Origin of the sequence: Faecalibacter rhinopitheci (assembly GCF_015234135.1) — a bacterium.
Classification (GTDB): domain Bacteria; phylum Bacteroidota; class Bacteroidia; order Flavobacteriales; family Weeksellaceae; genus Empedobacter; species Empedobacter rhinopitheci.
Genome location: NZ_JADGIK010000007.1, coordinates 1 through 12,819, shown reverse-complemented (window position 1 = coordinate 12,819; position 12,819 = coordinate 1). Strand labels below are relative to the sequence as shown.

Here is a 12,819-nt window from a genome sequence, read left to right as displayed (position 1 = left end):
AATATATTAGATGCTCTTTTTATTTATATGTTATAAAATTTTAAGCTGTTTTTTTATTGGAAATTAAAGACCAAATAATAGTCGTTAATAAAACACCTCCAATAACTGCTAAAGAAACAGTAGAATCAAAATGATAAAAAGGCATTATAATCATTTTTATACCAATAAAGGTTAAGATAATAGCCAAACCATAATGTAGTTTCCCGAATTTATCCATAGAATTTGCTAAAAGAAAATACAATGATCGAAGTCCTAAAATAGCGAATATATTAGATGAATATAATATAAAAGGATCATTAGGAGCAATAGCAAATATGGCTGGAATACTATCTACAGCAAATACTAAATCTGTAACCTCTATAACGGCTAATGCAACAAACAATGGTGTAACCATTTTTACGCCATTTTTTACAGTGAAAAATTTATCTCCATCAAAGGAAGGTGAAACTTTAAAAAATTTATGAACGATTCTTACTCCAATGTTTTTAGATAAATCATCATCTTCGTCGTTGCTAGAAGACCAAGATTTGATACCAGCAATAATTAGAAAAAATCCGAATAAGGTAAGTATTATATTAGGTCTATAAAATTCTTTTAAAGCTAAATTAGCGTGCGCTGCTTCACTGTCTAAAACAAATTTAAAGTCTCCAATTGAAAATTCTGGTAGATATGTAAGTTTAATTAATTCTACACCTGCAAAAATGAAAATTGCTCTAAATAGTAAAGCTCCTAAAATACCCCAAAATAATATCTTATGTTGGTATTCTTTTGGAATTTTAAAAAATCCAAAAACTAGGATAAAAACAAATAAATTATCTACCGATAGAGCTTTTTCTATCCAATATGCAGCTTGATATTGTGAGAATTTCTCCATCGCAAAAGCATGACCGTCATCCGTTTTAAATACGAAGTATATAACTCCACTAAAAAGCATGGATAAGGAAATCCAAACGATACTCCATGTTAATGCTTCTTTATTTGAAACAATATGAGCATTTTTATTAAATACTCCTAAATCTAATAGAAGCATGATAACAACTGCAATACCAAAAATGGCAATTAGTCCAGGATGATTCAGCATGTTATCTTGTACGACAGCTAATAAAGACATATTTATAACTTTTTAATTGATTTTTTATCTAAATTTGACTTAATAAGTTAGTAAAGATAAATTATTTCTTCACTCATTTAATTATAAAATTAAATAAACATTAATGAAACTTTTTTTAACAGCTATTTTTTGCTCAATTACCTTATCATATACTGTAAATGCACAAGATAATTCACCACTATATGTAGATTCTGCTCAATTAAAATGGGTCGATGAACAATATAATTTGATGTCTTTAGATGAAAAAGTAGGGCAATTATTTATTGTTGCAGCATATTCAAATAGAGATATAGCACATGAAAATGAAATCTTAAAATTAATTCAAGAAGAAAAAATCGGAGGTTTAATTTTTATGCAAGATATAGCTGAGAAACAAATTGATTTAACAAATCGTTATCAATCGGCATCTAAAATTCCTTTAATGATAGGGATTGATGGCGAATGGGGATTAGCAATGCGATTAAAAGGAGTAGAGCGTTTTCCGTGGAATATGACTATAGGAGCGTTAGAAGGTGAAGATTTAGTTTTCAAAAAAGGTCAACAAGTTGGTCAACAAGCAAATCGTATGGGAATTCATTTCAATTTTGCGCCTTCAATAGACGTAAATGTAAATCCTAATAACCCAATAATAGGGAATCGTTCTTATGGATCTGATCCTATGAATGTAGCAAAAAAAGGAACTGCTTTTATGAAAGGTCAACAATCCATGAAAGTTCTTGCATCGGCTAAACACTTTCCGGGTCATGGAGATACAGATCAGGATTCTCATAAAACTTTACCATTAATATCTGCAAATAAAGCTGATTTAGAAAAATTCCATGTTGCTCCATTTCGCCAATTAATAAATGAAGGTGTTCAAGCTATTATGGTGGCTCATCTTAATGTTCCAGCATTAGAACCAGATCCAAAAATTCCATCTACATTATCTAAAAAAATTGTAACGGATTATCTAAAGAATGATTTAGGCTTTAAAGGTATTATCATCACTGATGCTTTAAATATGGATGGAGTTGCTAAATTGTATGCTCCAGGAGAAGTGGATTACCGTGCATTTTTAGCAGGGAATGATATTCTTCTCTTTTCTCAAGGTGTAAAAATAGGTAAACAAAAAATAATTACTGCTTTAGAGAAAGGTGAAATTACAGAAGACCGATTAAGCGAAAGTGTTAAAAAAATATTGATGGCTAAATATTTAGTGGGATTAAATGAGTTTAAATCACTTGATACAACCAATTTAATGAATGACTTAAATTCAGAAGAAAATGAAGCCTTAACTTATAAAATATTTGAGGAAGCCACTACAATTGTTAAAAATGAAAATGCTATTTTACCAATAAAGGATCTTACTGCAAAAATTGCTTTTGTACCATTAGAACAGACAGATTATTCTTTATTCTATGAACATCTAAAAAAGTATGCAGATGTTAAATTAGTTAAGATTGACAATGCCAATCAAATTAATAAATTAAATGAATATGAATACATTATTTATGGTGCTTTCTTGTCGAATGAAACTGTTTATAAATCGTATAAATTATCATCAACTTCTAAAGCAATTTTAAAAGCAACACCAGCAGACAAAAAATCTATTTTGTCTTTATTTACAAGTCCTTATGGTTTAAAAGATTTAGATTTAACTACAATTGATGGAGTAATCATTAATTATCAAAATACAACTCAAACCAAACAAATTAGTCCTCAAATTATTTTTGGAGCTTTACCAGCTAAGGGAAAATTACCAGTTACTGTAAATGATAGTTTTCATTTTGGAGATAAAATTCAAACCAAAGAAATTCAACGATTAGGATTTGATGAACCAGCTAACGTTGGCGTTGAAAAAAAAAACTAAATAAGATAGATGTTTTAGCCCAAGAAGCCATTTCAAAAAATTACACACCGGGAATGCAAATTATTGTTGCAAAAAAGGGTAAAGTGATTTATGATAAAGTTTTTGGTACACAAGATATACATAAAAGACAGAAGTTAAATTGGGATCATCTTTATGATGTTGCATCTGTAACAAAGGTAGTAGCTTCTGTTCCTTTGATTATGAAGGAATTTGAAGCGGGTAAAATAACATTTGAACAAACGCTTGGTGAACTTGATTCAGACTTAAAAACAACCAATAAAAATGGTTTAAAAGTAAAAGAAGTTTTAGCACATCAAGCAGGATTAGCTCCATGGATAGGATTTTATAAAGAAACAGTCAACGTAAAAAATGCACGTTTATATTTAGATTTTTATTCACGTAGACAAGATGAGGAACATACAATTAAAGTTACTGATAATATATTTATAATTAATTCGATAAAAGATTCTATTTATGAGGATATTGCTAAATCTCCAATAGGAAAAAAAGTATATGAATATTCTGACTTAGGATTTTATATTTTTCAAAAGAGAATAGAGAACGATTATAAAAAATCCTATCAAGAACTTTTGCAAGAAAAATTCTATCAGCCATTAGGGATGTATCATACGATGTATAATCCAAAAGATAAGTTTGATTTAGAAGTAATTGTTCCTACAGCTTATGATAAGACTTACCGTAATCAGTTGATACACGGATATGTGCATGATCAAGGTGCAGCTATGATGGGCGGGATAGCCGGTCATGCAGGTGTGTTTTCTAATGCAATAGATCTAGCTAAACTAATGCAGATGTATCTGAATAAAGGTTTTTATGGTGGTCAACAATTTATTAAATCTGAAATTATTGACCAATTTACTGCAAAGCAATATCCTAATTCAAATCGAGGTGCAGGGTTCGATAAATCTTTAATAAAGAGTATTAAAGGTGCATCAAACGATGCGTTTGGTCATTATGGTTTTACTGGAACAATGGTTTGGGCTGATCCAAAATATGACTTGGTCTATATATTTTTAAGTAATCGGGTTAATATAAGTGAAGACAATAATTTACTTTCCTCAAAAAAAGTAAGAGAAAATATACTTCAATTAATTTACGATTCATTTTTACCTTAAATTTGACGTCATGAAATCGACTATGAAAATCGGAATTGTATGCTATCCAACCTATGGAGGTTCTGGAATTGTAGCGACAGAATTAGGAATGGATTTAGCAGAGAAAGGGCATGAAGTGCACTTTTTTAGCACTAATATTCCAGCAAGATTAAATATTAAATTATCAAATATATATTTTCATCGTATACATGTAGAAACGTATCCTTTGTTTCAATATCAACCATATGATTTAGCTTTAAGTACAATTTTATATGAAAAAGTACTACATTATAAGTTAGACTTAGTACACGTACACTATGCTATTCCGCATGCTTATGCGGCATATTTCACCAAACAAATGCTAGCCAGAAAGGGATATCATTTACCTATAGTAACAACATTACATGGTACAGATATCACATTAGTTGGACAACATCCTGTATATAAAACGGCGGTGGAATTCTCTATAAATGAATCGGATGTTGTAACTTCTGTTTCAGAAAGTTTAAAACAAGATACTTTAAAAGCTTTTGATATTACAAATGAAATTAAAGTAATTCCAAACTTTATTGATAACGAACAATACATGCCTGAAAAATGTGTATGTTGTCGTAATAATTTTGCAGAACCAAAAGAAAAAGTAATCCTTCATACTTCAAATCTTAGAAAAGTAAAACGTATACAAGATGTTATCAGTGCATTTAATATAATCCAAAAGCAAATCCCCTCAAAATTAATTATTGCTGGCGAAGGTCCTGAATGGGATTTAGCAGACCAATTAATTCAAGAATACGGAATACAAGATAAAGTTAAAAGCTTAGGAATGGTAAGTGACCTAAATGATGTGTTGAAAGCTGCAGATTTATTTATTTTACCATCAGAACAAGAAAGTTTTGGATTAGCAGCCTTAGAAGCAATGGCAGCTAATGTTCCTGTTATATCTTCTAACGCTGGAGGTTTACCTGAGGTTAATATAGATGGATTCTCTGGGTTTGTATGTCCTGTAGGTGATGTTGAAATGATGGCTCAAAAAGCAATCTATATATTAGAAGATGAAGACCGTTTAAAGCAGTTAAGTAAAAATGCCAAAGAGCAAGCATTAAGTTTTGATAAAAATAAAATATTGCCACAATACGAAGTCCTTTATCGAAATGCAATTGATATGAAATAAAATTGTATAATTTTAGCTTCGTTATGTTTACTATATTTATTGAATATATATAAATTCTTCAGCAAAAATGTAAGGATTTCTAACTCAGAATATTTTTATCTTTGAGATATAATTCTTTCCCTTACTGACATTATAAGTCATTGGCATAGGAATTGACCTACCTAGTATAGCATAAATATTAATAAATTAATAATGCATATCAACCCGTTATTAACTAGCTATTTATGTTATTTGTAAGCGGTGAAATTTATATTTTCAACTGCTGACAAATTCGTTTAGTATATAAATATAAAAAGACAGATTGTCATTAAAAAATAGAATGGAAGAAGAAATCGAATTAATTCCTTTAATGAGTAAAGATGAAGAAGTTAAGTTGCAAAAACAAAATATTCCTTCAGTTTTACCTGTTTTATCCTTAAGAAATACAGTTCTTTTCCCAGGCGTTGTTGCTCCAATTACTGCAGGAAGAGATAAATCTATAAAATTATTAACAGACGCTTATAAAGGTGATGGTATCATCGGTGTGTTATCTCAGAAAGATATCGCTGTAGAAGATCCAACGCCAGAAGATTTATACCAAGTAGGTACTGTTGCTCGTATTATACGTCTTATCAAATTACCTGATGGAAATATAACGGTCATTTTACAAGGTATAAAACGTTTTAAAGCTGAAGAATTTATTGAAGAAGCTCCATATTTTAAAGCTAACGTTGAAATTTTAACAGAGAAAGTACCAACTGCTCGTAATAAAGAATTTCCTATTATTATAGAATCAATTCGCGATTTGGCTTATCAAATCGTGGAGGAAAATCCAATGTTACCTTCAGAAGCTGCTAATGCTATAAAAAGCATCGAAAGTAGAATTTTCTTAATCAACTTTGTAGCTTCAAATTTAACATTAACATTACAAGAAAAACAGCTTTTATTAGAAGTTTCTGATTTAAAGTTGAGAGCATTGGAAGTGATGCGTTATATGAATGTTGAGCTTCAAAAATTAGAATTAAAAAATTCAATCCAAAATAAGGTTCGTAAAGAATTAGATCAGCAACAAAAAGAATATTTCTTAAATCAGCAAATAAAATCTATCCAAGAAGAATTAGGTGGAAATACGACTGAAGAAGAAATTAACGAAATGCGTAAAAAAGCGCAAGATAAACGTTGGTCTGAAGAAACAGCAAATCATTTTGATAAAGAAATAGGACGATTATCTCGTCTTAATCCACAAATGCCAGAGCATAATATTCAGCGTAATTATCTTGAGTTTATGTTGGATTTACCGTGGAATGACTTTACAAAAGATCAATTTGATTTAAAAAATGCACAGAAAATCTTAGATTCTGATCATTATGGTTTAGAGGATGTAAAAGAAAGAATTATTGAACATTTAGCTGTATTAAAGCTAAAAGGAGATATGCGTTCTCCAATTTTATGTTTATATGGACCTCCAGGTGTGGGTAAAACATCTTTAGGAAAATCTATTGCGAAGGCAATAGGACGTAAATATGTGCGTATGTCTTTAGGTGGATTACATGATGAATCTGAAATTAGAGGACACCGTAAAACCTATATTGGAGCAATGCCAGGTAGGATTTTACAATCCATTAAAAAATCAGAATCATCTAACCCAGTTTTTGTGTTAGATGAGATTGATAAAATGACTGCAAGTGCACATGGTGATCCTTCATCTGCAATGTTAGAAGTTTTAGATCCGGAACAAAACAGCTCTTTTCATGATAATTTCTTAGAATTAGGATACGATTTATCAAAAGTGTTTTTTATTGCTACAGCTAATAATATTGGTAATATTCCAGGTCCTCTACGTGACCGTATGGAAATGATAAATATTTCGGGTTATACTATTGAAGAAAAAGCTGAAATCGTAAAACGACACTTATTACCTAAGCAACTAAAAGAACATGGAATTGATGAAAAAGGAATTGTTTTAGGAAAAAAAGAAATAGAATTTTTAATCACAGGTTATACAAGAGAATCTGGTGTAAGAAATTTAAATCAAAAAGTTGCAAAATTAGTTCGTAATGCTGCGAAAAATATTGCAATGGAGGTAGAATATAACATCAAATATTCTATTAAAGATATTGAAAAAGTATTAGGACCATCTATTATCGCTGAACGTTATGAGAATAATGATTCTCCAGGAGTAGTTGTAGGATTGGCTTGGACGTCTGTAGGTGGAGATATTTTATTTATAGAATCTTTGTTATCTAAAGGAAAAGGAGGACTTTCTATTACTGGAAATTTAGGTACTGTAATGAAAGAATCTGCGACAATTGCATTAGAATATATTAAAGCACATGCTGATGAATATGGAATAGATTCAGATGTTTTCGAAAATTATAAAGTGCATATTCACGTTCCGGAAGGTGCAACGCCAAAAGATGGACCATCTGCTGGTATAACAATGCTAACATCTTTAATGTCTTCTTTTACTCAACGAAAAGTGAAAGCAAATTTAGCCATGACAGGTGAGATTACATTACGTGGTAAAGTTTTACCTGTTGGAGGAATAAAAGAAAAAATATTAGCTGCTAAACGTGCAGATATCAAAGACATTATTTTATGTGATGATAACCGAAAAGATATTGAGGATATAAAACCTGAATATTTAAAAGGTTTAACTTTTCACTATGTAAAAGAAATGAAAGAGGTTTTAGATATTGCATTATTGAACCAAAAGGTGAAAGGTGCAAAAACATTTGAAATAACTAAAAAATAAATTTATAATACAAAAAAAGCGACCCGATGAGGTCGCTTTTTTATGTATTAAATATTTTATTTTAAAACTTCATCGTTGGCTTTAATTTCACCTAATTGAAGGATTTCCTTAGCTAATCGGATATCATTTTCTGATCCGGTATGTTTATTTTTTTCGTCAGAAAGTTTCACAACTCCAGTCCATGGAATATCATACGAAGAAATCTCTGTTAATTTCATCACGATATTCATGGCACGTAGCCCCACATCATTAGTAAGATTTGTCCCTATCCCGAATGATAAACCGATACGTCCTTTAAAAGCATTTGTTATGATTTCTACTTTTTCTGAATTTAACCCATCAGAGAAAATAATTGTTTTGTGCTGAGGATTAATTCCCATTCTATTATAATGTGCAATTACCTTTTCTCCAAACTCAATAGGATCTCCAGAATCATGGCGTACTCCATCAAATAATTTTGATAATTTCTTATCAAACTGGCGGAAAAATATATCTGAGGTATAAGTATCTGTTAATGCAATTCCTAAATCACCATAATAAACTTTTACCCAACGATCTAAGCTCATGGAATTGGCAACTTTATATCCAAAACGCGCGGCATGAAACATAAACCATTCGTGTGCGTGTGTTCCAATAGGTTTTACATTATACTTATGCGCAAAATGTACGTTAGATGTACCTACGAAACTTTTTCCGGAATGGTTAGTCATTTCTTTCATTACAACATCATGTACTTCATAAGAATGACGACGACGTGTTCCAAACTCTGCAACTGTAACTCCTAGTTTGTTGTATAAATCTACTTTATCACTAGTGTTTTGTGTAACTTCATCATTAGTCTGTCTTTCAGCATTTGTAAGTTTATAAAAAACTTCACTTATTAATGCTAATAATGGTACCTCCCAAAGAATAGTTCTGTACCAATTTCCTTCTACTTCAACGCTTAGATTTTTTCCGTCTTGTAAAATTTTAACTTCTTCTGGATTATACCTATATCCTTGTAAAAAATCTAAATATGCGGGACTTAGGTAAGGACAGTTAGTATGTAAAAAGTCTTTTTCATCTTTTGTTAACGCTAAATTTGCCATAGAATTTACTTGTTTCTGTAATTCTTCAGCAAATCCATCAGGGAATTCATGTTTTCCTCTATTTATAAATTTATAACGAGCAATAACATCAGGATAAAGTTTGGTAACTGCGTATTGCATCGTGAATTTATAGAAATCATTATCTAAAAAGGAATTGAATATTATCATTTTTTAATGTGTTTTATTCTAAAATATAAATGTAAATAAAAAACCATCACTATTGTAGTGATGGCTTTTTATTTTATGATTTATAAAGTAAATTATTTTCTTGGTGTTACTTTATGTAACTCAAAATTGAAAATAAAAGAAACATCGCGGTAAGCATGATTTTCAGTTACTGAAGTTCCTGTATACATTCTTTTTCTTCCGAATGCCAAACGTGATGGTAAGATAATAACTCCTTGGAAGTTGTATAACCCACTTCCGTTTGTATTTGTAGATTTAAATTTCTTTAAAGCTTCATTAAAGTATTCAAATTCTACATGCTCTCTTCCTACACCATTACTTATTTGTGTTTCGTTTAGTTTATAGTAATAAAAAGCTGGATCATATACTCCAGAACCATCTCCAGAATTTATAGAGCTTGAGTATCCTATAATACTCGCATATTTATTGTTATAAGTATCTAAATCGTTTGTAGATTGAAACTGCTTAACATCATAAGAAATTAAAATCTTTGATTCGTCATTTGAAGTAATAGCTTCTCCATTTGCTTCCACATTTGGTCTCATTGCATAGTAGTATCCAGCAGGATCTTTGATTGCAATTGATTTTAAAGGTTGATAGTTATCATCCTCATTCCCTTTAATGGTATCAAATTTTGTTAATACTCCTTTTTCAGGGTGAAAGTAATGGTCTTCTAAATACTCTTCAATAGCCTGATCGTCTAATGAATTTCTTTGTTCAACACTTAGCTCTTTAACATCATCGTCACTCTTACAGCTAGCAAGTAATACTGTCGTTGCTAATAAAGTTACAAAGAATTTCTTTATCATGATTATTCGGTTTAAATTGCGAATTTAGAAAAAATATTCAACGAACAATCATAAATAGTCAGAATAAGTATGCGAATTGATAAATTTCTTTGGAGCGTAAGATATTACAAGACCAGAGCTCTTGCAACAGATGCTATAAAAAAAAATAGAGTAAAAATTAACGGAATGGTCGTTAAAGCGTCTAGAGATGTAATTCCGGGAGATCAAATAGATGTAAGAAAAGATCAAATTAATTTATCATTTAAAGTTCTTCAGATTCCAAAAAGTAGAATAGGGGCTAAGTTACTAACACTACATATTGTAGATACTACCCCAAAGGAGGAATACGAATTATTAGAATTAAGAAGATTGTCTCAGGATTATTATAGAGAAAGAGGCGAAGGAAGACCAACCAAAAAAGACCGAAGAGATTTGGACGACTATGTCGCAGGAGATCAATTTTTATTAGAAGATTTAGAGTAATCTAAATCTTCTAACTTTTTATTTTTTCCATAATCTCATTCAATACTTCATAGGTGCTTTGTGTAGTAATAGAAATAGTATATTTCGCTTTTTGATAAAATTGATTTCTTTCAAATAAATGTTTCGCAATAAATTCCATCAAATCTTCATTTTCTAAATGTGCAATTAATGGTCTTGTATGTTTTTTAGATTCCAACCTTTTTACCAAGTATGGCAATTGTACTCGTAGGAATATAGACTCAGAATTTTTATTGATAAAATCCATATTATCATAATATACAGGCGTTCCTCCGCCTAAAGAAAGCACAAGATTTGTTTGCTGTAAAACCTCATGGAGTGCTTCACGCTCACGTTTCCTAAAACCAATTTCTCCATACTTAGAAAAAATATCAGTAATCTCTAGATTATATTTTTGTTCTATAAATTGGTCTAAATCTATAAACTCATAGCCTAAAGTTTTTGCTAAATCTTTTCCTGTCGTAGATTTTCCACTACCCATGTAACCTATTAATGAAATAATCATCTTCTGCTTCGTTTAATCAACTGGTAAATCCTCAGAGTAAAAAATTGTTAATTTTGCAAATCCATCATGCGTATCAATTTGGTAAGAATAAGAATTTTTTAATTTTCTATTATCCCAACGATCAATTTCATATGTAATCTTAAAATCTTCATTGGTAACTACAGAATTAGAACGGTAAAAGTTACCTTTTTTTGCTTCTTTTTCAATCGCAATTTTATATTGATTCAAATATTTTATTGGAAAACTATATTGTAATTTATAGACAATCTCCTGAGAAATTTCCATTGCAGAGATTTTATTTAAGAAAAACACGCCTTGTTTTACTTGCTTTATCTTTAAGGAATCAAACTTTTGTACATCACTTACATATAAGTTTTTTCCGAAGTCAGCTTTAGTAAAACACTTTTGTTCTAAGAATGCTTTTATCTCTTGTGGATTAGTTTTAATTAAATTTTTAAGATCTTTTAAAGAAATTTCTCCATGTAATTGATCTTTTAAATCAGAAGCACATCTTTCTTCTACGATTTCATCTTTTAGCTGTTCGTCAACTTTTCCTTTACATGATTGTAAGAAAATAGTACTTAATATAAAAAGGATGACTAATTTATAAGGCATTTTAAAATTTTAAAATTGGAGTCTAATACATTTGTAATGGTAAAGCCCATCTTTATTGTCTACAAATATAATTGTTTTTTAAAGCTGTTTAGTTTAAAAATTATCTAAAATATAATAAAAACCAAAAGAAAAGAATAAGAACAATATGTTTTTTTTTTGATAAGTTTCTTAAATCGAAATGTTTAAAAATTATTTCGATAAAAAGATAGATATATGTTTGTTTTATTAGGTTTAATCACCCTATATTTGCAGTCGAATTAAGGAAATGACCTGGTAGCTCAGTTGGTAGAGCACAACACTTTTAATGTTGGGGTCCTGGGTTCGAGCCCCAGCCAGGTCACTATTTTTTTAGTGATAAATTTTCTTAAATAAGATGTTCTTTTTTTATTAAAAATTTTTCCAGAAAAAATACTTTTTAATTTTGTAGTGTTAAAATTTTAAATATCTTTGCACTCCGAAAAAAGAAGACTTGGTAGCTCAGCTGGTAGAGCACAACACTTTTAATGTTGGGGTCCTGGGTTCGAACCCCAGCCAAGTCACAAACTTCATGTTACTAAGAAGTATAAAAATAGTAACACTCCAAACGGAGACCTGGTAGCTCAGCTGGTAGAGCACAACACTTTTAATGTTGGGGTCCTGGGTTCGAACCCCAGCCAGGTCACAAACTTCTCGTTACAAAGAAGTATAAAAATAGTAACACTCCAAACGGAGACTTGGTAGCTCAGCTGGTAGAGCACAACACTTTTAATGTTGGGGTCCTGGGTTCGAACCCCAGCCAAGTCACAAACTTCACGTCACTAAGAAGTATAAAAATAGTAACACTCCAAAAAACGGAGACCTGGTAGCTCAGCTGGTAGAGCACAACACTTTTAATGTTGGGGTCCTGGGTTCGAACCCCAGCCAGGTCACAAACTTCTCGTTGCTAAGAAGTATAAAAATAGTAACACTCCAAACGGAGACTTGGTAGCTCAGCTGGTAGAGCACAACACTTTTAATGTTGGGGTCCTGGGTTCGAACCCCAGCCAAGTCACAAACTTCATGTTACTAAGAAGTATAAAAATAGTAACACTCCAAACGGAGACCTGGTAGCTCAGCTGGTAGAGCACAACACTTTTAATGTTGGGGTCCTGGGTTCGAACCCCAGCCAGGTCACAAA

At 30.8% G+C, this 12,819-nt stretch carries 10 protein-coding genes and 7 tRNA genes; 12 read left to right on the top strand and 5 right to left on the bottom strand.

Features of this window, described 5'->3' with window-relative positions; translation table 11 throughout:
- Positions 1 to 40: 40 nt before the first annotated feature.
- Positions 41 to 1,111: a TerC family protein gene (locus IM532_RS10705; RefSeq protein WP_194183448.1), complete on the bottom strand. Its 1,071-nt coding sequence runs from the start codon at positions 1,109 to 1,111 to the stop codon at positions 41 to 43.
- A 103-nt stretch (positions 1,112 to 1,214) separates the two neighbouring features.
- Between IM532_RS10705 and IM532_RS10700 the strand changes: the two genes are divergently transcribed.
- The 4 genes from IM532_RS10700 (at position 1,215) to lon (ending at position 7,980) form a co-directional block, all read left to right on the top strand.
- Entirely contained in the window at positions 1,215 to 2,960 is a 1,746-nt protein-coding gene (locus IM532_RS10700) for a glycoside hydrolase family 3 protein (RefSeq protein ID WP_194183447.1), read from the top strand.
- A 5-nt stretch (positions 2,961 to 2,965) separates the two neighbouring features.
- Positions 2,966 to 4,096 (top strand): serine hydrolase domain-containing protein, encoded by a 1,131-nt coding sequence (locus tag IM532_RS10695; protein ID WP_317173015.1) that lies wholly within the window; start codon positions 2,966 to 2,968, stop codon positions 4,094 to 4,096.
- 22 nt (positions 4,097 to 4,118) lie between these two features.
- Positions 4,119 to 5,246 carry an N-acetyl-alpha-D-glucosaminyl L-malate synthase BshA gene (bshA, locus tag IM532_RS10690; protein WP_194183591.1) on the top strand — a complete coding sequence of 376 codons (1,128 nt, stop codon included), beginning with the start codon at positions 4,119 to 4,121 and terminating at the stop codon, positions 5,244 to 5,246.
- A 319-nt stretch (positions 5,247 to 5,565) separates the two neighbouring features.
- The gene (lon, locus tag IM532_RS10685; RefSeq protein ID WP_194183445.1) at positions 5,566 to 7,980 is read left to right on the top strand and encodes an endopeptidase La; all 2,415 of its coding nucleotides are present in this window, start codon (positions 5,566 to 5,568) and stop codon (positions 7,978 to 7,980) included.
- Positions 7,981 to 8,036: 56 nt separating this feature from the next.
- On the opposite strand, the gene pncB is transcribed toward lon, so the two are convergent.
- On the bottom strand, positions 8,037 to 9,236 hold the full coding sequence (gene pncB / locus IM532_RS10680) for a nicotinate phosphoribosyltransferase (RefSeq protein WP_194183444.1): 1,200 nt from the start codon (positions 9,234 to 9,236) through the stop codon (positions 8,037 to 8,039).
- Positions 9,237 to 9,328: 92 nt separating this feature from the next.
- Positions 9,329 to 10,063: a hypothetical protein gene (locus IM532_RS10675; protein WP_194183443.1), complete on the bottom strand. Its 735-nt coding sequence runs from the start codon at positions 10,061 to 10,063 to the stop codon at positions 9,329 to 9,331.
- Between the two features lie 69 nt (positions 10,064 to 10,132).
- Here IM532_RS10675 and IM532_RS10670 point away from each other — a divergent pair, with 69 nt between their 5' ends.
- Complete coding sequence (locus IM532_RS10670) at positions 10,133 to 10,525, top strand: RNA-binding S4 domain-containing protein (protein ID WP_194183442.1); 393 nt, start codon at positions 10,133 to 10,135, stop codon at positions 10,523 to 10,525.
- Between the two features lie 10 nt (positions 10,526 to 10,535).
- Here the strand turns inward: IM532_RS10670 and IM532_RS10665 are convergent, their stop codons facing one another.
- Together IM532_RS10665 and IM532_RS10660 are read right to left on the bottom strand one after the other, a co-directional pair.
- Positions 10,536 to 11,048, bottom strand: coding sequence for a shikimate kinase (locus IM532_RS10665; protein WP_194183441.1), 513 nt, complete (start codon positions 11,046 to 11,048; stop codon positions 10,536 to 10,538).
- A gap of 12 nt (positions 11,049 to 11,060) precedes the next feature.
- Entirely contained in the window at positions 11,061 to 11,663 is a 603-nt protein-coding gene (locus tag IM532_RS10660; protein WP_194183440.1) for a hypothetical protein, read from the bottom strand.
- A 267-nt stretch (positions 11,664 to 11,930) separates the two neighbouring features.
- Between IM532_RS10660 and IM532_RS10655 the strand changes: the two genes are divergently transcribed.
- The 7 genes from IM532_RS10655 to IM532_RS10625 all read left to right on the top strand — a co-directional run bounded on the left by IM532_RS10655 (position 11,931) and on the right by IM532_RS10625 (position 12,815).
- A tRNA-Lys gene (locus tag IM532_RS10655) sits at positions 11,931 to 12,003 on the top strand.
- 126 nt (positions 12,004 to 12,129) lie between these two features.
- Positions 12,130 to 12,202, top strand: a tRNA-Lys gene (locus IM532_RS10650).
- Positions 12,203 to 12,251: 49 nt separating this feature from the next.
- A tRNA-Lys gene (locus IM532_RS10645) sits at positions 12,252 to 12,324 on the top strand.
- 49 nt (positions 12,325 to 12,373) lie between these two features.
- Positions 12,374 to 12,446: transfer RNA gene (locus tag IM532_RS10640), tRNA-Lys, on the top strand.
- Between the two features lie 52 nt (positions 12,447 to 12,498).
- Positions 12,499 to 12,571, top strand: a tRNA-Lys gene (locus IM532_RS10635).
- A gap of 49 nt (positions 12,572 to 12,620) precedes the next feature.
- Positions 12,621 to 12,693: transfer RNA gene (locus IM532_RS10630), tRNA-Lys, on the top strand.
- Between the two features lie 49 nt (positions 12,694 to 12,742).
- Positions 12,743 to 12,815: transfer RNA gene (locus tag IM532_RS10625), tRNA-Lys, on the top strand.
- The last annotated feature ends 4 nt before the right edge of the window (positions 12,816 to 12,819 follow it).